We start from the raw sequence: 23158 nt of genomic DNA on the forward strand, positions 1-23158 counted from the left end.
CGTACACCACGGACCGGAAGGCTTGCCATTACCACTCGGCCACGCTGCCGTCGGCGTGGCGCCAGACCGGATTGCGCCAGTCGGACGCCTCGCGGCTCGCCTCGATCACGCGTTCCTCGTCGATCTCCACGCCGAGGCCGGGCCCCGGCAGCGGCCGGATCCAGCCGGCGCTCAGGCGGAAATCGTCCTTGTTCTTCACATAATCCAGCAACTCGGCGCCCTGGTTGTAGTGGATGCCCATGCTCTGCTCCTGCAGCACGGCGTTGTGGGCGACGAAGTCGACCTGCAGGCACGACGCCAGCGCCACCGGTCCGAGCGGGCAATGGGGCGCGAGCGCGATGTCGTGCGCTTCCGCCATCGCGGCGATCTTGACGCATTCCGTGATGCCGCCCGCGTGCGACAGGTCCGGCTGCACGATGGCGAGCCCGCCCCGCTCGAACACCCGCTTGAAGTCGAAGCGCGAGTACATGCGCTCGCCGGCCGCCAGCGGAATCGACGTGGCGTCGGCCAACGCGCGGTAGTATTCGTCCTGCTCGGCCAGCACCGGTTCCTCGACGAACAGCGGCCGGTACGGCTCCAGCTCGCGCAGCAGCACCTTCGCCATCGGTGCCGACACGCGGCCGTGGAAGTCGACCCCGAACTCGATCTCGAAGCCGAATTTCGAACGCACCTCGGCCACGCGGGCGACGGCCTGGTCGACCTTGCGCGCGCTGTCGACGATGCCCAGCTCCTCGGTGCCGTTCATCTTGAACGTGTCGAAGCCGGCCTCGCGCAGCGCGGCGATGCCGGCGATCAGCTCGGCCGGACGGTCGCCGCCCACCCAGCTGTACGTCTTCATCCGGTCGCGCACCAGGCCGCCCAGCAGTTCGTACACCGGCCGGCCCAGCACCTTGCCCTTGATGTCCCACAGCGCCTGGTCGATGCCGGCGATGGCGCTCATCAGGATCGGGCCGCCGCGATAAAAGCCGGCACGGTACATCGTCTGCCACAGATCGTTGATCCGGCCAGGATCCCTGCCGACCAGGTAATCGGACAGTTCATGCACCGCCGCCTCGACCGTGCGCGCGCGGCCCTCGATGACGGGTTCGCCCCAGCCGGTGACGCCCTCGTCGGTCTCGATCTTGAGCAGCATCCAGCGCGGCGGGACGCGATAGGTGGTGAGTCGGATGATTTTCATGGCGGCCAGTGTAGCCGCGCGCGGCGGCGTCGATGCATGCGCAATCGCGGGCGAGCTATACCGTTACGATATAGACTCAGACCTTGAACTCGTCCAGCGACCGGCCGCTCGCCAGCGCCTCCGCGATCCAGCGCGGCTGGCGTCCCCGCCCCGTCCAGGTCTGGCCGCTGTCGGCCGGGTTGCGGTAGCGCGGCAACGCCTTCTGCACGAGCGCATCCAGCGGGATGCCGGCGGTGGCCGCGAGCGCGTGGATGCGGGCGCGCGCGCGCTCGCGCTCGTCGCGGCCGCGGCGCTTGATTTCCTGCTCGATGTCGAAATCCAAACCTTTCAGTTCGGCCAAGTCATAACCGCTGAGATCGATCGGCGCCATGGTTCGGGGTCCTTTGCCAGGAAGGGAACGCGGGCCTCCATTCTACTATGCCGGCGCCATCTGATATGTGAACTGCAACGTCGCCGCCGCGCCACATTCCACACATCGTAATACTTTCCGTAGGGAATTGCATGTTACGATTCTTCATCGGCGCCGACCCCAGTCCCCGGCGACGTCTTCTTTTGCGGCCCCTGCCTCGCCGCCGTTCACGCGACTGGTACGGCCATGCTGATGACCTCGACGATACCCGAAACTTCACGCCTCGCGGCCCTGACCGCGCTCGACCTGCTCGACACCCGGCCGGAGCCCCGCTTCGACCGCTTCACGCGCCTGGCCGCGATGACCTTCGGGGTCCCGATCGCGCTCATCTCGCTCGTGGACGAGCAGCGCCAGTGGTTCAAGTCGCGCTGCGGCCTGGACGTCGAACAGACGCCCCGCTCCATCGCGTTCTGCAGCCGCGCGATCGCGCAGCGCGAGATGCTCGTCGTCGAGGACACGGCGCTCGATCCCCGCTTCGCCGACAATCCGCTCGTGAAGGGCGACCCGCACATCCGGTTTTACGCCGGGCAGCCGGTCTATTGCGACGGCCACGCCGTGGGCACGCTGTGCCTCATCGACCGCAACCCGCGCCGCTTCGACCCGCCGCAGCGCCAGGCCCTGCGCGACCTGGCCGACCTCGTCGAGGTGGAACTGAACCAGGCGCGCGTCACGACGGCCCGCGTGATGGCCGAACAGGCGCTCAAGTCGCTCAACGCGGAACTGGAACAGCGGGTCGCGCAGCGCACGGCCGAACTGGAAGCGCGCCTCGTCGAACTGTCGGCGGAAGCCGCCCAGCGCAAGGCCGCCGAGCTGCTGCTCCGCGACGCGGAAAGCTGGAACCGCACGATCGTCGCGACCTCGTACAGCGCCTTCGTCGGCGCCGACTCCGAGGGCCGCATCGTCGAATGGAACCCGGCGGCGGAGCGCATCTTCGGCTGGAACCGGACCGATGCCCTCGGCCGCCCGCTGGCGGACCTGATCGTGCCGGAAGAACTGCGCGCCGCGCACGTGGCCGGCATGCGCCGCTACGTGGCGACGGGCTCCAGCAAGATCGTCGACCACCAGGTCGAACTGCCGGCGCTGACGGCGAGCGGCCGCCGCATCACGGTGGAGATGAAAGTCGGTGCCTACGAATGGCAGGGCCGGCGCTGCATCGGCGCCTTCCTCGACGACGTCTCCGAACGCAACCGCACGCGCCAACAGCTCGAGGAAAAGCAGGAACTGCTGGACGCCGTGCTGGAATCGATCGACGTCGCCGTCGTCGCCTGCGACGCGGAGGGCAATCTCACGCTGTTCAACAAGAAGGCCCGCAAGCTGCACGGCCTCGATCGCGAGTGCGTGAAATCGACCGACTGGTCCACGCACTATTCCCTGTACGAAGCCGACGGCCACACGCCGCTGGCCGCCGACGAGGTACCGCTGGTGCGCGTGCTGCGCGGCGAGGTGGTGCGCGAGCAGGCGTTGACGGTCGCGCCCGCGGGCCTGCCCGCCGCCAAGCTGCTGGCCAGCGGACGCCCGCTGCGCAGCAAGAACGGCCGCACGCTCGGCGCCGTCGTCGCCCTGCAGGACATCACGGAACGCAACGCCGCCCGCGAACAGCTGGAAGCGAGCGAGCGCCGCCTGCGCGCCGTCACGGAAAACCTGCCGGCGCTGATCGGCAAGGTCAACGCGGCCGGGAAGTTCGTGTTCCTGAACGGCCGCGCCATCCAGTTCTACGGCAAGCCGGCCGCGGCGCTCATCGGCCACGACGTACGCGACGCGTATTCGGAACAGGAATACGCCAAGCTCGAACCGCATATCCGCCGCGTCCATGCCGGCGAACGCAGCGCGTTCGAAGACGTGATCGAGGTCGGCGGCCGCCAGCTGTACTACCAGTGCGTGTTCGTGCCGCAGCGCGCGCCGGACGGCACGCCGGACGGTTATTACGCGATGGCGTTCGACATGACGGCCCGCAAGCTCAGCGAGCTGCGCCAGGCCGAGAGCGAGGAGCGGCTGCGCACCATCACCGACAACGTGCCCGTGCTGATCGCCTACCTCGACGCGGACCGCCGCTATGCGTTCGCCAACGCCGTGCACGCGTCGTGGCTGGGCGTGCGTCCGGCCCAGGTCATCGGGCTCACCGTCGAGGAAGCGTTCGGCCCCGCCTTCCACGCACCGCAGGCCAAGGCGCTGGAACAGGCCTGGATCGGCAACGCGTCGCAGTGCGAGCACGAGATCGTACGCAAGAACCACACCCGCATCGCCCACTCGACCTTCCTGCCGCAGATGCGCGACGGCCGCGTCGTCGGCGTGTACATCCTGACGACGGATGCGACGGCGTCGCGCATGCACGAGCGCAGCCTGCACGCGCTGGCGCATACCGACCCGCTCACGCAGCTGCCGAACCGGCGCCGCTTCGAGCAGGCCCTGGAAGGCGCCACCAGCCGCTCGCGCCAGGGCGACCGCGACTGCGCCCTGCTGTACCTGGACATCGACTTCTTCAAGCAGATCAACGACCGCTACGGCCACGCGACGGGCGACGACGTGCTCGTCGAATTCGCGCGCCGGCTGCGCGCCGGCGTGCGCTCGTCCGACCTCGTCGCGCGCCTGGCCGGCGACGAATTCACGGTCCTGCTGCACGACGTGCGCAGCGAGGCCGACGTCGTGCGCGTGGCCCGCAAGATCCTGGACGCCGTCGCCGAGCCATTCGTGCTGGGCACGCAGACGCTCACGGTCGGCACCACGATCGGCGTCGGGCTGGCGTCCGGGGGCACCCTCGACCCGCGCGCGCTGATGGAAACGGCCGACCGCGCGCTGTACGCGGCCAAGAAGGCCGGACGCCACACCTACGCCATCTTGCACACGGGCGAATACGCCTGAGGCGCTACGGGCGGTCGGCCCGAGCGTCCTCCGCCTTGTCTTCGCTGTCGACGCGGCGTCGCCAGATGACCTCCCCGTCGCGCAAGACCTCGCGCACGCGGTGGTAGGGAATCATGCGCGCCACGCCGTCGCGTCCGACGACGTCGAACGAGAAACGGCTGCCCTCCCCCAGCACGACGCGCTCGAACGGAATGCGCACGATGCGTTCGCGCCGGCGGTCGCGGTAGCCGATGACGAAGCTGCCGCCGCCGAATCCGGGGTCCCAGACGATGCGGTGCAGGATGTCCTGGATCGGGACCATCGCCGCTACATCACGAGGCGGGCGTCGCGCCGCAGCATGTCCCGCAGCCCGTCCTGCGCGACGGCGGCGCTGAAATAATAGCCCTGCATCTGGTCGCAGTCGTGGTCGCGCAGGAACGTCAGCTGTTCGCGCGTCTCGACGCCCTCCGCGATCACCTGCAGCTTGAGGTTGTGGCCGAGCGCGATGATGGCGCGCGTGATGACGGCGTGGCCGTCGTGCGTGTCCGTCGCACCACCGAGGAAGGAGCGGTCGATCTTGATGCAGTCGACGGGGAATTTCTGGAGGTGGCTGAGGCTCGAATAGCCGGTGCCGAAATCGTCGATCGACAGACGCACGCCCAGCAGCTTCAGCTGGGCCAGTGCCTCGCGTGCCTCGTCCGGGTGGTCCATCAGCTGGCTTTCCGTCACTTCCAGTTCCAGCCGGTGCGCCGGCACGCCGTGCCGGGCCAGCGTGTCCGCGAGGCGGTGCGCGAAGCGGCGCTGGCGCAGCTGGCGCGCCGACAGGTTCACCGCGATCGTGAAATCGTCGATACCCAGCGCGCCGAGCGCGCGCAGGGTGGCGCAGGCTTCGTCGATCACCCAGTCGCCCAGCGGCACGATGAGCCCCGTCTGTTCGGCCACGGGAATGAACACGTCGGGCGGGATGATGCCGTCGACCGGATGCTGCCAGCGCACGAGCGCCTCGGCCCCGACCACCTTGCCGGTCCGCAGATCGACCTTCGGCTGGTAGCCGAGCACCAACTCGCGATGGCGGATCGCGCGCGCCAGGCTCGCTTCGAACAGCAGGTGCTGGTGCACGACCTGGTTCAGCTCCTCCGAATAGAACTGCACGTTGTTGCGGCCCAGCGTCTTGGCGTGGTACATCGCGGCGTCGGCCGCGCGCATCACCTGGTCGACCGTGCGGCCATCCTGCGGAAACAGGCTGACGCCGATGCTCGTGCCGGGCAGGATCTCCGTGCCGGCCACGACGATCGGCGCCGACACGCTTTGCCGGATGCGTTCCACGAGGCAGGCCAGCTGGGCCAGGTCGGGCTGCTCGCCGATCACCAGCACGAACTCGTCGCCGCCCAGGCGCGCCACCGTGTCTTCGTCGCGCATGCTGTCGCGCAGGCGGGCCGCGACCTCACGCAGGACGGCGTCGCCGGCCTCATGGCCGAAGGTGTCGTTGATGTGCTTGAAGTTGTCGAGGTCGAGGAAAGCGAGCGCACCCTGCTTGTGGTTGGCCGCGGCGGTCTCGATCGCGACCTTGAGGCGTTCCTGCAGCAAGGTCCGGTTGGCCAGGCCCGTGAGTCCGTCGTGGTGGGCCAGGTGCTGCAGCCGGCGCTCGTAGTGCCGCGCTTCAGTGATGTCGCTGATCACGGCGACGAAGTGCGTGACCTCGCCGTCGATGCTGGCGACCGGGTCGATGCGCAGGTCGTTCCAGAAGATCTCGCCGTTCTTGCGCCGGTTGCGCAGGACGGCGCGCACGCTTTCCTGGCGCACCAGCGCGTCGTGGATGCGCTGGCGCTCGCCCACGTCGCAATCGTCGACCCGCAGGAAGCGCGGATTCCTGCCCTTGACCTCGGCCAGCGTATAGCCCGTGATCTGTTCGAACGCGGGATTCACGTACTCGATGACGTTGTCGGCGTTGTCGGCGCAGCACGTGATGACGATGGCGTTGACGCTCGCATACATCGCCCGCTCGCGCACGCGCAGGCCGTGTTCGGCTTCCTTGCGCGCCGTGATGTCGAGTCCGGTGCCGAACACGACGGGCAGGCTGCCCAGGTTAGCCCGGGAACAATGAAACAGGAACGCCGTACGCTTGCCCTCCCGCCCGATCAGCTCCGCCTCGTGGGACGACGAGCCGCGCTCGAACGCTTCCAGGATCTTTTGCACGATCGACGCCCGCGCGCTGACGTCGAAGAAGTTTTTGACGTTAAACGTCGGCAACTCTTCGCTCGTCATCTGGAGCGCTTCCTCGAGCTGGTGGTTCCACAACAGGAGATGCCCGCTCTGGTCGATCACGTAAAAAACACAGGGCAATTCCTCGATGATGTCGGCGATGGGCAGGTCCTGGATCAGCGCATAGCGCGTCGGCGCGAGGCCGGAGCGCGGCACGACGATCACGCTGAAGGCGCCGGGCTGGTCGGGATCGAGCGATTGCGGCGCCACCGTCACGCGCACAGGGACACGGTGTCCGTCCGCACAGATGATCTCACCCGTCGAGTCGGCATTGACGCGGTCCCGGATGGCGGTGACGGCGGCGGCGTCGTCGAACGCGACGATCGTGTCCAGCCTGCGGTCGCGGATATCGGCCGCGCCATAGCCCGCCAGCTTTTCGCAGGCGCGGTTCCAGCTCGTGATGGCGCCCGTCGCATCGACGACGAACACCGCGAGGGGCAAAGGCGATAGGTTCACGGGTTCCTCCTGAGAACCTGCCGGGCTTGCTCAGATGTCAGGTCCGGCGGGCAAACATCATAGCGCAGTCCCGATGCCGGGGGCGCCATTTTAATGTCGTATGGCGTCGCGCCCCCTGTCCGGGCCTGGTGGCTCGGTATTGGGTTGGTGTGCGGCATCTGTCGGTTAGTTCCATATTGTCCGCACGGACCGGGTCCGTGAACTTGGCGCCGTTTAGCGCGATGCCTGCGGCTCGGCCAGCCGCTCGCCACCCGCCTCCACCTGCGCGACGGCCGCGTCGTCCGGCACGGCATCCCGGCGCCGCAACGCGTACCGGTTCAGTCCCGCCATGTGGACGCGGCACAGATAGTCTTCCCAGTCGATCAGGCGCGCATCCACCGGATACAACGTGCGCCCCTCTTCCCCGAAGCGCGCGGCCAGCGCCAGCAACCCGGCATTGTGGAAACGGTAGCGCGGGTGCGCGTAAAACGCGAACGTCAACGCCAGCGTGCGCGTGGTGCGCAGCTTTTCCAGCGCGCGCGGGGCGCCGGGCGCGCCCGCGAGGCGGCGCAGCCCGTTCCACACGGTCGCGCCGAGCCCGAAGGCGCCGAGTACGAAGCGGAACGTGCCCTCGCCGACCGTGCGGAAATCGTGCTTCGGCGCGGCGTGGAACAGCCGGTCGTACTTGTGCCAGTTGCGTTTCGACTCCGTCTGCAGCAGGTGGATCAGGTCACCCAGCGCGAGCGGATTCGTCGACCCGCTGCAGCACTGGTAGATGCGCCGGCGCGGCTCGCCGGACAGCGCCTCCGCACCCGCCAGCACGATCGCGTTGGCGACCAGGTCGACGGGGACGATGTCGATGATGCCCTCGCGCCGCGCCGGGAAGAAGCTCGTCTTGCCGCGCGCATAGGCGAGGATGACGGCGTCCGCCACCTTGACGCCCTCGATCCATCCCGGCGCCGGCTCGCGCAGCGTGCTTTCGATGATCGCCGGCCGCACGATCGTCAGCATGCGCCCGTGCATGGCGCGCAGCGCGACCTGCTCGCCCAGCCATTTCGTGAACGTGTAGGTGTCGTTCCAGCCGTGGCGCTGGGCCTCGTTGACGCCGAGGTCGGTGAGGCGCCGGCGCAGCCGTTCCGGATCGTGGCAGGCGGCCCGCACCCGCTCGATCTTGCGCTGCAGCGACGCGATCAGCGCATCGACGTCGTACCAGCCGTCGCGGTGGCGCGGGATCGCCGCGCGTGCCGCGCCGGCCGGCGCCACGATCTCCTCGCGCATCTCGCCGCGGTTGTAGCCGTTCACGTAGCACGTCGACACATGCACGAGCGGCGCACCCGCCACGCGCGCGAACGCCGTCACGTGGCGCAGGCTGAGCGTGTTGATGGCCAGGGCCTGGTCGAGCGGCTCGCGGAAGTCCACGCTGGCGGCCGCGTTCACGACGATGTCCACGCCGCGCGCGAGCGCCGCGAACCGCTCGGGCGGCAGGCCGAAGCCGGGTTCCGTGATCTCGCCCGTCACGCATTCCACGCGCTCGGCCAGGAAGCGTTCCAGCCAGGCCGGCCGCACGGCGCGCAGGTGGTCGAACACGGACGATGCCGCGATCTCGCGCGTAAAGCGCGCGCGTGCGTCGCCGTGTTCGCCGGCGCGGACGAGCAGCACGATGCGGTCCAGGTCGGGCATGGTGCGGATCAGCTTTTCCAGCAAGACCTTCGCGACGAAACCCGTCGCGCCCGTGAGGAGGATGCGCTTGCCTGCGAAGGCGTTGCGCACGTCCGGCATCCCGGCGGGCGCCTCCACCCCGGCCGCATCCGCGGCCGTCTCGTTGATCGATGTCGTCATGGTGTCTCCGTTGGATGATGGGCCTAGATGATCCGCGTCAGGCGGAACATGGCCGTCATGGCGAGGGCCGGCAGCGCGTGCCGGTGGCAGCAATACGTCTTCTCGACGCGCCCCTGGAAGCGCGACTTGGCGAATTCCAGCCCCTTGAAGTTGTACAGGAAGTCCATCCGCTCGCGGATCACGGACAGGGTCGTGCGCAGCAGGCGCGATTCCTGCGGCTCGATCTCGTCGGCCAGCATCAGCGGCGTCAGGCCCAGGTCGATGAACGGCACGCCTTCTTCCTGGAAGCGCGCCATCGCATGCGCCATCAGCGCGTACCACAGCCCTTGGCGGAAGTTGGCGGACGAGCGCGAGATGTTCGGCACGTAGCCGACGAGGCGCCCGTCGCGGTAGAGCGGATCGAAGAACACGAAGCCGACCGCATCGACGCCGCGATAGGCATAGAAGTAGCGCGTGCCTTCGCGGTAATCGACGATCATCGGCCGGATCAGGAAGCGGATCTCGTTGTTCTTGCACCGGCGCGTGCGGATCCACGCGTCGGAAATACGGCGCACGTCGTGGTCGAAGCCGCTCTCGCGGATCTCGATGCCGCCTTCCCGCGCCGCGTTGATGGCGGTGCGGATGACCTGCTTGCGCGCGCCGCGCAGCGACCAGCCGTCGAGGTCGATGCGCGCCTCGCTGCCGAACTGCGTGCCGTAATAGCCATGGCGCGCATGCAGGTGGTCGACGACGTCCTTGCCCACCTGGACGAAGACGGCGTCCGGATGGCGCTCGAGGAACGCGTCGAGCATGGCGTCGCGCAGGTGCGGCGGGCACACGGGCTCGCCCAGCGCGAAGCGCATGCCCCAGTACTTCGCGTACGCGATATAGCCGACGCCGGGTACTTCGAAATACGACATCCCCGGCTGCATGGTGCAGAACGACAGCGCATGGCTGCCGTACTGGCGCAGGCAGGCGGCGCGTCGCGCCGTGTCGTGATGGGACAGGTCGGCGGCGATACGCCGGTCCAGCGCAACAGCGTTTTGGCTCATGTGGGCTCCGGTGGATTCGATGCACCGTCGTTCCCGCGGACGCGGACATCCATACCGAGTGGGCCGGGGCCGCTCGGCATGGATTTCCGCCTGCGCGGGAATGACGGCTCAGGGCCTCAGGCCGGCTTGCGGCCGAGGACGGACCAGTAGCAGTCGAGCAGCAGCAGCTTGTAGTGCTTCTGTTCGCTGACCTGCAGGCCGAATTTCTTCATCCACTCCGGATAGTTGTAGATGTTATGGAAGGCGTTCCCGGCGAATAGCCAGAAGAAGCCGACGGCCCCGTACCAGTACAGGGTCTTGATGACGCGGCTGAACACGTTCCCGCTCGGGAACGAGAAATCGCCGACGACGATGTGGGCGCCCGGGCGGCCCAGGCGGATCAGGTGCGCCAGCACGCGCAGCATCATCTCCTGGCTGAACACGTTCAGGAAGAAGTTCGCCACGACCATGTCGTACTGCTCGAATTCCTCGACGAGCATGATGTCGCTGTGCACCTGGCGGATGCGCACCGTGACGCCTTCGCGGTCGAGGTTCGCCTGGAACTTCTTCAGCATGGTGGCCGACAGGTCGACCACGGTCACGTCGGCGCCCAGGCGCGCCGCATGGACCGCGTCGCGGCCGTGGCCGACGCCGGCGAACAGCACCCGGTCGCCCGGACGCAGCTTGTCCAGCATCGCGACCTTGCAGCGGTGGATCGATTTGCCGCTGTAGAAAGCGCTGAGCCAGTCGTAGATCGGCCCTACGAGCTTGTACTTGTCTCTCATGTTTGCCCTTCCGGTCTTTCCGACCTTGATATGTGTCTCCTCTACCCCGTCCACGTTGCATGAACGGCAAGCACCATTAGAGTAATTGAAAGCACGCGCCCGCCAGGGTCCGGCGCTCTGTCCTTGGAAGCCAAAACACTGGCTTTGCGGGTCACGCCGTCCATACCGTCCGCTCAACGCGCTGATTAAATGCGGCGCGACGCCGCCCGTTCGTTGACACCTCTGCCATCCCGAATCGATACTCGGCGGGCATGCTCCCGAGATCCCTCAACCGCCGCAATCGAACGAACGATGAACCTTCCCGCACATCGCCGCCTGTCGCTGTTCGCCCTCGCCGCCGTCGCCACCGCCGCCCCGGCGGCCGAACGCCTGACCATCACCGTCGCCCAGGACCTGTCCATCGCGCGCCCGTCCGAGACCATCGCCGTGCCGTGGAAGAGCGTCAACGACGCGCTGCCGCACGCCGGCATCCAGCACATCGTCGTGAGGGACGCTAGCGGCCGCGTGCTGCCGCACCAGGTGACGAACGTGGCGCCGGAAGCGAAGGACCCGCAACGCAACGGCGTGGCGTACGGCGACCTGCTGTTCCAGCATGACTTCGCGCCCGGCGAAAAGAGCGCCACGTTCACGGTCGAGAAGAGCGACGCCGTCGTGCCGCCGTTCCCGACCAAGGTCTCGGCCCGCATCGTGCCCGAGCGCCTGGACGACTTCGCGTGGGAAAACGACAAGATCGCGCACCGCACCTACGGTCCCGCCCTCGCCGCGCCGGCGCCGGCCGGCTCCGACAAGGAGGTACTCAAGACGAGCGGCCTCGATATCTGGTTCAAGCGCGTGCCCTACCCGATCGTCGACCGCTGGTACAACATCGGCCACGACCACTACCACCACGACGAGGGCGAAGGCATCGACATGTACAACGTCGGCACGACCCTCGGCGCCGGCGGCACCGGCATCTGGGCCGGCGGCAAGCTGTACTCGGGCATCAACTTCACGCACTGGAAGGTGCTCGCCAACGGGCCCGTGCGCGCCATCTTCGAGCTCACGTACGACGGCTGGGACGCGGCCGGCACGCAAGTCTCGGAAGTCAAGCGCTTCACCGTCGACGCCGGCCACTACTTCGACCGCATCGACAGCACCTTCATGTTCGCCGGCGGACATCCGCTGCAGGTGGCCGTGGGCCTGAACAAGGACCCGGCCGACAAGGGCGAGGAAGCGCGGGCCACGCTCGCCGAGGACAAGGCGTCGAAGGCGCTCGTGCAATGGGTCGCGCAGAAGAAGATGGGTGATTTCGGCGTGGCCGTGATCGTGCCGTCGGCCGCGCAGTCCCCGAATTCGCCCGCGTACGGATCCGACGCCCGCAACGCGTTCATGCTGGCCCCCGTCACTTCCGGCCAGCCGCTGCGCTACTACGTGGGCGCCGCGTGGACGCGCGCCGGCGAGATTACGTCCGAGCAGCAGTGGAAGCGCTATGTGTCCGACGAGGCGGCGCGCGTCGCGTCGCCCGTGCGCGTGAGCCTGTCCGCGCGCTGACGATGGACGGCCGGACACCAGACCCATGGGTCAGCACGAACGAGACGGCGCAGTGGGGCCTCGCCGCCATCCAGAACCTGGCGCTCATCGGCGACGCTCTGCCCCGCATCTAGGAGATCATCTTGCTGAATCGTTTCATCGGCGCGGCGGCCTGCGTTGCGGCCTTCCCGGCCTGCGCCGCGACCTATTATGTGGCACCGGCGGGCAGCGACGCCGCGGCCGGCACCGAGGCCGCGCCCTGGCAATCGTTCGCGCACGCGCAGGCCGTCGCGCAGCCCGGCGACACCGTCTACTTCCGCGGCGGCCGCTACGTCTACACGCATGCGACGGCGGGCTGCGCGTCGCGCCGCGCGACCGTGTCCGGCATCGTCCTCGACAAGAGCGGCACGGAGAACCGGCCGATCCGCTACTGGGCCTATCCGGGCGAGACGCCCGTGTTCGATTTCGCCGGCATGAAGGACGATTGCCGCGTGAAGGGCATCGAGGTCGTCGCCGACTGGATTCATTTGAAAGGCCTGGAGATCACGGGCGCGCCGCAGCAGCCGGAGAATCGCCTGAACCACGAATCGTGGGGCGTGTGGATCAACGGGAACCACGATGTCTTCGAACAGCTCGATCTGCACCACAATATGGGGCCCGGCCTGTTCATCAAGGACGGCGGCTGGAACCTCGTGCTGAACAGCGACTCGCACCACAACTACGACCCGTACACGTCGAACGGTGCGGGCCAGAGCGCGGACGGCTTCGGCGCCCACGTCAGCGCGGGCCATCCGGGCAACGTCTTCCGCGGCTGCCGCGCGTGGGCCAACACGGACGACGGCTTCGACCTGATCAACGCGTATTCTCCCGTGACGGTCGAGTATTCCTGGGCCTGGCAGCACGGCTATCTGCCGGGCACGCACACGCCTTTGGACGCGGGCAACGGCAACGGCATCAAGGCCGGCGGCTACGGCGGCAAATATGTCCCCGACGGCGTGGTTCACGTCGTGCGCTATTCGGTCGCCTTCGACAACAAGGTATCCGGCTTCTATGCGAACCATCACCCGCTGGCGCTGGACTTCTTCCACAACACGGCGTTCGGCAATGCCGTCGACTTCAATATGCTGGGCGTCGCGCCGGACGGCAGTCCGGTCTACCTGGGCCGGCTGCGCGACAACCTCGCCTACCCGTCGGGCGCCCGGTTGAAGGTGGCGGGCGCGGACAGCGCGGACAATTCCTGGGACCTGGGCCTGGCCTTGACGCCGGCGGATTTCGAGAGCGTCGCGACGACCGGCTGGGACGCGCCGCGCAAGCCGGACGGCAGCCTGCCCGACGTGCCCATGTTCCATCCGACAGCGTGCAGCGCGGCCGCCGGCCTGGGCGCGTTCCCGGCCGGCGTCCGGCGATTCGCGTTCGGCCCCGGCCCGGCGCCGGCCGGCTACACGCGCGTCGACGGCGTGTACACGGCCGCACGCGGCTACGGCTTCGAGCCCGGCAGCCGGCCGGACGGCGCCCGTCCGTACTACTTCTCGGTCGCTCTCCCGGAAGGCAATTACGCGGTGACGGTCACGCTGGGCGACGACAACGCCGCCGCCACGACGACCGTGAAATCCGAGCTGCGCCGCCTGATGCTGGAAAACGTGCAGACGCGACCCGGCGAGATCGTGACCAAGACGTTCGACGTCAACGTGCGCACACCGGCGATCGCCGCCGTGGATGGCGTCGCGGCCGGCGAGGTAAAACTGAAGGCGCCGCGCGAAACGGTCGAGGAAGCGTGGAACTGGGATGCTCACCTGACGCTGGAAATCAACGGCACGCGCCCGGCCGTGCGTACGATCGCGATTGCGCCCGCCGCCGTGCCGACGTTATTCCTGCTGGGCGATTCGACGGTGTGCGACCAGCCGGCGGAGCCCTACAACAGCTGGGGCCAGATGCTGCCGCGCTTCTTCAAGCCGGGCATCGCCGTCGCCAACCACGGCGAATCGGGCGAGACCTACCGCGACTCGCTCGCGCGCCGGCGCCTCGACAAGATTCTCAGCGTGATGAAGCCGGGCGACATGGTCGTCATGCAGTTCGGCCACAACGACCAGAAGCAGATCAAGGATGGCAAGGGCGGACCGTTCACGACGTACAAGGCGGAGATCAAGGCGCACGTGGCCGCCATCCGCGCGCACGGCGGCCTGCCCGTGATCGTCTCGCCGATGGAGCGCCGCGGCTTCGACGCGGGCGGCCACGTGATCCCGTCGCTCAAGGATTATGCGGACGCCGCGCGGCAGTCCGCGCACGAGCTGGGCGTGCCGTTCATCGACCTGAACGCGATGAGCAAGACACTCTATGAAGCCCTCGGGCCGGAAGGTTCGACAGCCGCGTTCGCGGAACCGGCGCCGGGCCGGCTGGACAACACCCACCACGACAGCTACGGCAGCTACGAGCTGGCGCGGGCCGTCGTGCTGGGCCTGCGCCAGGCACGCGTGCCGGCGGCCGCGTTCATCGTCGACGGTTTCGATTTCGATCCCGCCCATCCGGACCCGGTCGCGACCTTCGCCGTGCCCCCGAGCCCGCACCGCACCGAACGGCGCCCGCTCGGCGACGAGGGGCACAACGAGGGGAGCGAATGAGGCGGCGCGCGGCGTTGGCCGCGCTCGCGGCAGGCGCGCTGGCAGGCTGCGCGAGCCGCGCGCCGGCACGCTCCGGCGACGCCTACCTCTTCGCCTACTTCATCGGCAACGGCGAAGACGGCCTGCACCTGGCCGGCAGCCGCGACGGCTACCGCTGGGACGCGCTGAACGGCGGCCGCAGCTTCCTCGTGCCCACGGTCGGCAAGGCGCAGCTGTTGCGCGACCCGTGCATCCTGCGCGGCCCGGACGGGATCTACCGCATGGTGTGGACGAGCGGGTGGAACGAGACAGGCATCGGCTACGCGTCATCGCACGACCTCGTGCACTGGTCGCCGCAGCGCGAACTGCCCGTGATGGCGCACGAACCGACGACGCTGAACGCATGGGCGCCGGAAATCGCCTGGGACGACCGGCGCGGCGAATACCTGATCTTCTGGTCGTCGACGATCCCCGGCCGCTTTCCGGCGTCCGAGGCCGCCGGCGACAGCACGGCTGACGGCGGGGGCGCGAACAAGTACAACCACCGCATCTACGCGACGACGACGCGCGACTTCGTCACGTTCACGCCCACGCGCCTGTTCTACGATCCGGGCTTTTCCGTCATCGACGCCACGTTCGTCCGCACGACACGGGGCGACTGGCTGCTCGTGAAGGACGAGACCCGCCACCCGCCCCGCAAATACCTGCAGCTGGCGCGCGCAGCCGGCCTGCAGGGGCCGTTCGCGCCGCCGGGCGCGCCGATCACGCCCGCGGACCTGTGGACGGAAGGGCCGACGGCGCTGCAGGTGGGCGACGACGTCATCGTGTACTACGACGCTTACACGGCGAAGCACTACGGCGCGCTGCGCTCGCGCGACCTCGTGCATTGGGAAGACGTGACGGCGCGGATGCGGTTCCCGGACGAAGGCACGGCAAGGCGCATGCGGCACGGGACGGCGCTGCGGGTGCCGGCCGACCTGCTCGACGTGCTGCGCGCACGCTGACGCCGCGATCCTCGGCCGCTTGTTGAAGGGCAACGGTGCGCGGACAGTCGGCCGGTTGGAGTACGCTCGTCCTTCCATGTCGTGATCCCGGAGGCCGACCGTGTCGATGAACCCATCAGAACCCGATCAGGAAAAACAGGAGCTCGTGCGGGTTCCCGTTGTCCGCGAGGAGGCGTGGGTCGAGAAACGGATCGTCGATACGGGACGCGGCGTACGCATCCATAAGACCGTCGCCGAACATCCGTGCCGGATCGACGAGCGCCTGCTGCGCGACGATGTACAGGTCAACCATGTGCCGGTGGACCGCATCGTCCCGCTCGACCAGGCCCCCGCGACCCGCTACGAAGGGGATACGCTCGTGATACCGATCCTCGAGGAAGTGCTGGTCGTCGAACGGCGCCTGCGCATCAAGGAAGAGCTCCACATCACCCGCACCCGCCACGAAGAACGCCACGTCGACACCGTCGTGCTCAAGTCCGAGCAGGTCAGCGTGGAACGCTTCGACGAGCGCGGCGACACCACACCCACGTGACAATCACCGGAGGACGCATCATGCAACATACCCTAGTCGCGGTTTTCGACAACCGCACCGATGCCCAGAGCGCGATGGACGAACTGCTGGCGTCGGGCTTCACACGCGACAACGTCAACCTGTCCAGCGCCGACCTGGCCGGCACCACGACCACCACCGGCGCGACGCTCGGCACGACCCATGAGGCCCATGAAGAAGGCGTCGGCGCCTCGATCAAGCACTTCTTCGAAAACCTGTTCGGCGCCGACCACGACGAACACGCCACCCGTTATTCGAACGCCGTCACGGGCGGCCAGCACGTGCTGACCCTCACCACCGATTCCGAACCGGAAGTGGAACGCGCGGCCGACCTGATCGAGCGCTTCGGCCCGGTCGACATCGACGAGCGCCACGACCTGTCGGGCAATGCCGCCTCGCTCGGTGCGGGCGCCTACCAGCCGGCCACGTCGCCGTCCGTTTCGACCGGATCGATGCAGTCCGGCACGCAAGCCGGCAACCTGTCGGGCAACCTGTCGGGCAACCTGTCGGACAACCCGTCGGGTAACCTGTCGGGTAACCTGTCCGACAGCCGCACCGATTCGCTGCAGCGCGAGACGGCCGCCCAACCGACCGGCAACGCCGCCATCCCGGTCGTCCGCGAAGAAGTCCAGGTCGGCAAGCGACTGGTCGAACGGGGCGGCGTGCGCGTGTTCTCGCGCGTCGTCGAGACGCCCGTCAACGAAACGGTGAACCTGCGCGAGGAACACGTCAGCGTCGAGCGCCGGCCCGTGGACCAGCCGATCAACCCGGCCGACGCCACCGCGTTCAACGACAAGACGATCGAGCTGCGCGAAACGGCCGAGGAAGCCGTCGTGCAGAAAACCGCGCGCGTCGTGGAGGAAGTCGTCGTCGGCAAGGAAGTCAGCCAGCGCCAGCAGCAGATCCAGGACACGGTGCGCCATACGGAAGTCGACGTGCAGCCGCTGCAGGGCGCGGCCACCGATGACGACACCTACTACCGCAACGACTGGCAGACGAATTACGCGCGCCTCGGCGGCACCTACGACGACTACGCGCCGGCCTACCGCTACGGCAACGAGATGCGCCGCGACGCCCGCTACCAGGGCCGCAACTGGGACGACGTGGAATCCGACCTGCGCAGCGACTGGGATACGCGCTACGGCAGCAGCGGCACGTCGACGTGGGAGCGCATGAAAGCGGCCGTGCGCTCGGGGTGGGATCGGATGACGTCGTAATACACGCGTGCCGGCCGGACATGAGCGGTACAATGCCGCCATGTCCGCTCCCCCCTCCTCCTTCGACGTCGCCGTGGCCGGCACCGGCCCCGGCGGCGCCAGCGTCGCGCGCGAACTCGCGCGGGCCGGCGCGCGCGTGCTGATGCTGGAAGCGGGCGGCGCCGCGCCGCTCGCGGGCACGCTCGCGCAGATGGCCGGCATGGCGGCCGTGCCCGGCCAGGGCGCGTTCCTGCACCGCGACCTGTCGCTGCTCGTGTGCGCGCTGACGACGGGCGGCACATCGACGATCAACTTCGCCACCGCCGCGCCGCCGCCGGCCGCCATGTTCGCCGCCCACGGCATCGACCTGGCGCCGGCGCTGGCCGCCTGGCGCGCGGAGCTGCCGATGGCGCCGCTGCCGGACGACCTCGTCGGACCGATGGCCGCGCGCATCATGGCGGCGGCGCAGGCGCGCGGCCTCGCCTGGCACAAGCTGGACAAGATGATCCGCCCGGCCGGCTGCCGCCCGGGATGCTGGCGCTGCGTCTACGGCTGTCCGTTCGGCGCCAAGTGGTCGGCGCGCGAGCTGGTCGACGACGCCCGCGCGCACGGCGCCACGCTGCTGACGGATGCGCGCGTGACGCGCGTCGTGCTGGAAGGCGGGCGCGCAACCGGGGTCGAAGCCGTCATCAAAGGCCGGACGAAGACGTTCCGCGCCGGCCATGTCGTGGTCGCCGCCGGCGGCATCGGCAGTCCGCGCATCCTGCGGGCGTCCGGGCTGCTCACCGGTCGCGTCCCGTTCTTCAGCGATCCCGTCGTGGCCGTGATGGGCACGGTCGACGGCATCGCAGGGGGCGGCGCCGAGGTGCCGATGGCGGCCGGCGTCGGCATGCCTGCCGCCGGCATCACGCTGTCCGACCTCACGCTGCCCCGCCCCATGTACCAGGCGTTCGCGGCGCAGGCGGGCCGCGTCGATCGCCTGTTTGCCCATGACCGCACGCTGACGATCATGGTCAAGATCCGCGACGAGATCCGGGGCAACGTCGGGCCCCGCTGGGTCGACAAGACGCTGCATGCCGACGACCGCCGCCGCCTCGACGACGGCATCGCCATCGCGCGCGGGGTCCTGGAGCAGGCCGGCGCGCGCCACATCTTCGCCAGCCACCACTTCGCCGCGCATCCGGGCGGTACGGTGCGTATCGGCGATGCGCTGGATGCCGACCTGCGCACGTCCACACCCGGCCTGTCCGTCTGCGACGCGTCCGTGATCCCCGCGCCGTGGGGCCTGCCGCCGACGCTGACCCTGCTGTGCCTGGGCTGGCGCCTCGGCCGCCATCTGGCGCGCGCGACGGCCCGTCCGACACATCCAGCCGGCACCGTGAATGCATCGGCCGTCCCCGCGCAGGCGAGCACCTAGATGCCGAGCTTGGGAGGATAGCGCCGGTGGCGCTATCCCGCCTGCGCGGGAACGACGTTTTTTACGCGACAGGACCAACGTGCCAGACCAGGTCACGCATCCTTTCGCTTCGGCCAGACAGACCCTAGCGCCCTACCGGCAATGTCGTCGTCAGCTTGATGTCGGCCGACGACTCGCCGACCATCAGCTTCACGGGCACCGTCTCCACGTCGAATCGTCCTGCCTGGGTGTTCCAGTAAGCGAGGCGCCGCGCCGCGAGCGGGATGCGCGCGGTACGCGTCTCGCCAGGTTTCAGGTTCACGCGCGCAAAGCCGACGAGGACCTGGCGCGGCCGCTCCACCTGCGACTTGGGCCAAGCCGCGTACAGCTCGACGACGCTGTCGCCCGCCACCCTGCCGGTGTTCGTCACGTCGACGTCGACGGTGACGCTGCCGCTTGCGGCCAGCGCCGGGGCGCTCGTGCGCAGCTTCGCGTACTTGAACGTCGTATACGAGAGCCCGTGCCCGAACGGGAACAGCGGCTGTCCCTTGAAGTACATGTAGGTGCGGCCGTGGCGGATATCGTAGTCCATCATGGGGGGTAGCTGCGATTCCGCCGCCGGCCACGTCGCCACGAGCTTGCCGCCGGGGTTGTAGTCGCCGAACAGCACCTGCGCCAGCGCCGTGCCCTGGTCCTGCGAGGAATGCGCCATCTGCACGATCGCGGGCACGTGCTCTTTCGCCCAGTTGATCGTGTACGGGGAGCTCGACACCAGCACCATCACCGTGCGCCGATTCGCCGCCAGCACCTGTTTCACGAGACCTTCCTGCGCGAGCGCCAGCGTCTCGCGGTCGCGGCCCTCGCGGCCGTCGCCGGGATCGGCGCAGGGTTTCGTGCCGGCGTCCGTCCAGTCGTGCGCCATGTTCGGGCCGCAGGTCGGGTCGTTGCCGACGACGACGATGGCCACGTCCGCGTCGCGCGCCGCCTTCACGGCCGCGTCGCCGGCGTTGTCGGCGGCAAAAGTCACCTTCACGCCCGGGCCGACGGCGGCCTTGATGCCGTCCAGCGCCGTCACCTTGTACGGCGGCAGGCCGCCATACCAGTCCCAGTGTACGCTGTCCGCATGGGGGCCGATCACGGCGATGCGCTTGACGCGGTCCTTCGCGAGCGGCAGCGCATGGCCGTCGTTCTTCATCAGCACGATGGATTCCAGCGCCATGCGCAGCGACACGGCCTTGTGCGCCGTCCCGTCCCACGGGGCCGGGCCGTCCTTGATGGCGGCGTAGGGGTTGCCGGCCGGCGGGTCGATGAGACCGAGCTTGACCGTCGTGCGGAATTTGCGGGCCAGCGCCTCGTCGAGGTCGGCCACGGTGATGGTGCCCTCCTTCAGCGCGGCGCGCAGCTCGTCCTGGTATTTGTCGAGGTACTGGTTGATGCCGGCCTTCAGGGCCGCCACGGCCGCCGTCTTCTGGTCCGGATACCGTTTATACAGTTTCACCAGGTTGCCGATGGCGCCGCCGTCGCTCGAGATCACGTCCGCGCCCCACCGGTCGATGACGAGGCTGCGCAGCACGGGATGTACGCCCATCGGCGTGCCGTTCCACGCGTTGTACGATGCCATCAGGGCGCGCGCGCCGCCGTCCTCGAACGCCATGCGGAACGGCGCCGCATAGTATTCGTGGAACAGGCGCTCGTCGAAGTCGGACGACGAGTTGCCGCGCCCGTTCTCGTTGCTGTTGGCGAGGAAGTGCTTCAGCAATGCGGCGCCGCGCCAATACTTCGGATCGTCGCCCTGGATGCCGCGCGTGAACGCCGTCGCCATCGTCCCGACGAGGAACGGGTCTTCGCCATACACCTCTTCGCTGCGGCCCCAGCGCGGGTCGCGCGCGAGGTCGGACTGCGGGCCCCATTGCATCAGCATCGGATGCTTGTATCTGCCGCTTTGCGTGATGTAGCGGGCCTCCGTCGACTGCACGGCGCCGGCCTCGCGCACGAGGTCCGGATCCCAGCTGGCGCCCATGCCGGGCGGCTGCGAGAACTGCGTCGTCGTGATGGGCTCGCGCTGGCGCTTCGATTCGCCCCGCTGGACGACCCCGTGGATGCCCTCGGTGCTGCCGAAGCTGGGAACGCCGAGGCGCGCCACGCCGGAATCCGTCGACAGCGCATCGATCTTCTCGTCGGGCGTCATCAACGACAGGATATTGGCGATGCGCTGCCGCAGGGGCAGGTTCGGGTCCTGGAACGGGTACGTGGCGGCCCGCGCCGGCATGGCCGCGGCGGCGCACAGCGCGCCCGCCAGGGCCGTGGCGCGGATGATGTTCGTCTGCATGCTTGTCTCCATGTGTGAACGTTTGTTGTTAGCGCGAACATCAGCATGATAACCCAGTAATGAAACCGTTTTCACAACCTCAGTTCAAATCTCCATGTCATACGCTAAAAGTTTCTTGCATGCCGTAAAGACATCGGTACAATCAGCATGCATACAAGAGGAGACAGCATGACTTACGAACGCATCGTGGTCCTCGGCGGCGGCACGGCCGGCTGGATGACCGCAGCGGCCCTGGCCACGGGCCTCAAGGGCAAGACGGTGGAACTGGTGGAGTCGGAGGACATCGGCACGGTCGGTGTCGGCGAAGCCACGTTCCCATCGATCCGCGCCTACCACCAGATCCTCGGCATCTCCGAGGCCGACTTCCTGCGCGCCACGAACGGCACGTTCAAGCTGGGGATCAAGTTCCGCGACTGGCGCGTGCGCGGCGAAGACTACTATCACACGTTCGGCGATTTCGGCCAGTTGAGCGGGGCCGAGGCGCTGTGGGGCCAGTACCGCCGCCACGTGAACGCGGGCCTGGCCACGTTCGGCGAGCAATGCCTGCCGACCGTGATGGCGATGCACGACCGCTTCTGCGCGCCCGGCAAGGACGCCGCCGGTTTCAACTACGCCTACCACTTCGACGCCAGCCTGTACGCCCGCTTCCTGCGCGACCACGCGATGGCACGCGGCGTGCGCCGCACCGAGGGCAAGGTCGTCGACGTGGCGCGCAGGCCCGACGGCGGCGTCGCATCCCTTACGCTGCACGACGGCCGCGTCATCAAGGGGGATCTGTTCATCGACTGCTCCGGCTTCGCCTCGCTGCTGCTGGGCCGCACGCTGGGCGAACCGTTCGTGGATTTCAGCCGCTGGCTGCCCGTCGACCGCGCCTGGGCGGTGCCGTCCGCGCGCGTCGGCGAAGGCCTGACGCCCTACACCCGCGCGACGGCGCTCAGCGCCGGCTGGGCGTGGCGCATCCCGCTGCAGGACCGCACGGGCAACGGCCACGTGTTCTCCACCCGCTTCATCGACGAGGACGCGGCGCGCGAAGAGCTGCTGCGGCAGCTGGATGGCGAACCCCTTGCGGAGCCGCGCCTGCTGCGCTTCACGACGGGTCACCGCGCGCGCTTCTGGTCGCACAACGTCGTCGGCATTGGCCTCGCGACGGGCTTCCTGGAACCGCTGGAATCGACCAGCATCTACCTCGTGCAGGTCGGGGTCGGCCGCCTCATGACGTTGCTGCAGCGGGGCGGCACGGTCCCCGAGGCGCTCATCGACGCCTATAACACGGGCCTCGTGCGCCAGTTCGAACGCATCCGCGACTTCATCCTGCTGCACTACTGCCTGACCGCGCGCCGCGACACGCCGTTCTGGAACGCGATGGCGGCCACCGAACTGCCCGAGACGCTGGCGTACAAGCTGCACGCGTGGCGCCAGACCGGCGCACTGCACCAGTACGACGAGGAAGGATTCGACGGCCACAGCTGGCTCGCGATCCACGCGGGCATGCACCACTGGCCGGAACGCAGCGACCCGACGCACGCACAGATTCCCCTCGAGAAGTCGCTAGAATGGGTGCGCGAGCGCCAGCAACAGCTGGCCGGGGCGGTCGCGTCGGTGTCCACGCACGAAGAGTACCTCGCGCACATCCTCGGGCGCTGAACGTACCGCGGACGTCACGCGCGGGCACGGGGGCCGGCGCTGGCGGCGTGCCAGACCGTAGGGTGGGGTCATTGACGCCTCGGGCGTCCATCACGTGCCCGCGCGGACGTTCGCATCGCGCCTGCGTTGCGCGTCCGCTCTTGTGAAAAAAGCCATTGTCAATAAAGGCAATACAGTT

The 23158-nt window shown here is 68.6% G+C and carries 17 protein-coding genes; 9 read left to right on the plus strand and 8 right to left on the minus strand.

The genetic code is table 11. The features are described from left to right. Positions 1-28: 28 nt before the first annotated feature. Positions 29-1177 (minus strand): galactonate dehydratase, encoded by a 1149-nt coding sequence (gene dgoD, locus BVG12_RS06020; protein WP_075791630.1) that lies wholly within the window; start codon positions 1175-1177, stop codon positions 29-31. 76 nt (positions 1178-1253) lie between these two features. After that, positions 1254-1547, minus strand: a complete 294-nt coding sequence (locus BVG12_RS06025; RefSeq protein ID WP_075791631.1) for an H-NS histone family protein — start codon at positions 1545-1547, stop codon at positions 1254-1256. 231 nt (positions 1548-1778) lie between these two features. On the opposite strand from BVG12_RS06025, the gene BVG12_RS06030 reads away from it, so the two are divergent. Then, positions 1779-4445, plus strand: coding sequence for a sensor domain-containing diguanylate cyclase (locus BVG12_RS06030; protein ID WP_169926799.1), 2667 nt, complete (start codon positions 1779-1781; stop codon positions 4443-4445). Between the two features lie 4 nt (positions 4446-4449). Here BVG12_RS06030 and BVG12_RS06035 read toward each other — a convergent pair whose 3' ends face one another. The 5 genes from BVG12_RS06035 to BVG12_RS06055 all read right to left on the minus strand — a co-directional run bounded on the left by BVG12_RS06035 (position 4450) and on the right by BVG12_RS06055 (position 10755). Then, positions 4450-4746 carry a DUF504 domain-containing protein gene (locus tag BVG12_RS06035; protein ID WP_075791633.1) on the minus strand — a complete coding sequence of 99 codons (297 nt, stop codon included), beginning with the start codon at positions 4744-4746 and terminating at the stop codon, positions 4450-4452. Positions 4747-4751: 5 nt separating this feature from the next. After that, positions 4752-7142 (minus strand): sensor domain-containing protein, encoded by a 2391-nt coding sequence (locus BVG12_RS06040; protein WP_075791634.1) that lies wholly within the window; start codon positions 7140-7142, stop codon positions 4752-4754. 213 nt (positions 7143-7355) lie between these two features. Further along, positions 7356-8960 carry a fatty acyl-CoA reductase gene (locus BVG12_RS06045; protein ID WP_083684650.1) on the minus strand — a complete coding sequence of 535 codons (1605 nt, stop codon included), beginning with the start codon at positions 8958-8960 and terminating at the stop codon, positions 7356-7358. Between the two features lie 23 nt (positions 8961-8983). Then, positions 8984-9991 (minus strand): DUF2156 domain-containing protein, encoded by a 1008-nt coding sequence (locus tag BVG12_RS06050; protein WP_075791635.1) that lies wholly within the window; start codon positions 9989-9991, stop codon positions 8984-8986. Positions 9992-10107: 116 nt separating this feature from the next. Further along, positions 10108-10755, minus strand: a complete 648-nt coding sequence (locus BVG12_RS06055; protein ID WP_075791636.1) for a class I SAM-dependent methyltransferase — start codon at positions 10753-10755, stop codon at positions 10108-10110. 291 nt (positions 10756-11046) lie between these two features. Here BVG12_RS06055 and BVG12_RS06060 point away from each other — a divergent pair, with 291 nt between their 5' ends. The 7 genes from BVG12_RS06060 (at position 11047) to BVG12_RS06085 (ending at position 19028) form a co-directional block, all read left to right on the plus strand. Then, positions 11047-12285 carry a BT3233 family polysaccharide utilization protein gene (locus BVG12_RS06060; protein WP_075791637.1) on the plus strand — a complete coding sequence of 413 codons (1239 nt, stop codon included), beginning with the start codon at positions 11047-11049 and terminating at the stop codon, positions 12283-12285. A gap of 2 nt (positions 12286-12287) precedes the next feature. Further along, positions 12288-12398 carry an exo-rhamnogalacturonan lyase family protein gene (locus BVG12_RS34975; RefSeq protein ID WP_229503820.1) on the plus strand — a complete coding sequence of 37 codons (111 nt, stop codon included), beginning with the start codon at positions 12288-12290 and terminating at the stop codon, positions 12396-12398. Between the two features lie 9 nt (positions 12399-12407). After that, the gene (locus BVG12_RS34980; RefSeq protein ID WP_075791638.1) at positions 12408-14882 is read left to right on the plus strand and encodes a right-handed parallel beta-helix repeat-containing protein; all 2475 of its coding nucleotides are present in this window, start codon (positions 12408-12410) and stop codon (positions 14880-14882) included. Further along, positions 14879-15865, plus strand: coding sequence for a glycoside hydrolase family 43 protein (locus tag BVG12_RS06070; RefSeq protein ID WP_075791639.1), 987 nt, complete (start codon positions 14879-14881; stop codon positions 15863-15865). Before BVG12_RS34980 ends, BVG12_RS06070 begins: the two co-directional genes overlap by 4 nt. Before the next feature lie 106 nt (positions 15866-15971). Continuing rightward, positions 15972-16397: a DUF2382 domain-containing protein gene (locus BVG12_RS06075; RefSeq protein ID WP_075791640.1), complete on the plus strand. Its 426-nt coding sequence runs from the start codon at positions 15972-15974 to the stop codon at positions 16395-16397. A 20-nt stretch (positions 16398-16417) separates the two neighbouring features. Continuing rightward, positions 16418-17632, plus strand: coding sequence for a DUF2382 domain-containing protein (locus BVG12_RS06080; RefSeq protein ID WP_075791641.1), 1215 nt, complete (start codon positions 16418-16420; stop codon positions 17630-17632). Positions 17633-17672: 40 nt separating this feature from the next. Next, positions 17673-19028 (plus strand): GMC family oxidoreductase N-terminal domain-containing protein, encoded by a 1356-nt coding sequence (locus BVG12_RS06085; protein ID WP_075791642.1) that lies wholly within the window; start codon positions 17673-17675, stop codon positions 19026-19028. Between the two features lie 124 nt (positions 19029-19152). Here the strand turns inward: BVG12_RS06085 and BVG12_RS06090 are convergent, their stop codons facing one another. After that, a complete protein-coding gene (locus BVG12_RS06090; RefSeq protein WP_075791643.1) occupies positions 19153-21336 on the minus strand; it encodes a glycoside hydrolase family 3 C-terminal domain-containing protein in 2184 nt (727 codons plus the stop codon). 168 nt (positions 21337-21504) lie between these two features. On the opposite strand from BVG12_RS06090, the gene BVG12_RS06095 reads away from it, so the two are divergent. After that, on the plus strand, positions 21505-22980 hold the full coding sequence (locus BVG12_RS06095) for a tryptophan halogenase family protein (protein WP_075791644.1): 1476 nt from the start codon (positions 21505-21507) through the stop codon (positions 22978-22980). The last annotated feature ends 178 nt before the right edge of the window (positions 22981-23158 follow it).

The organism is Massilia putida, from assembly GCF_001941825.1.
Classification (GTDB): domain Bacteria; phylum Pseudomonadota; class Gammaproteobacteria; order Burkholderiales; family Burkholderiaceae_D; genus Telluria; species Telluria putida.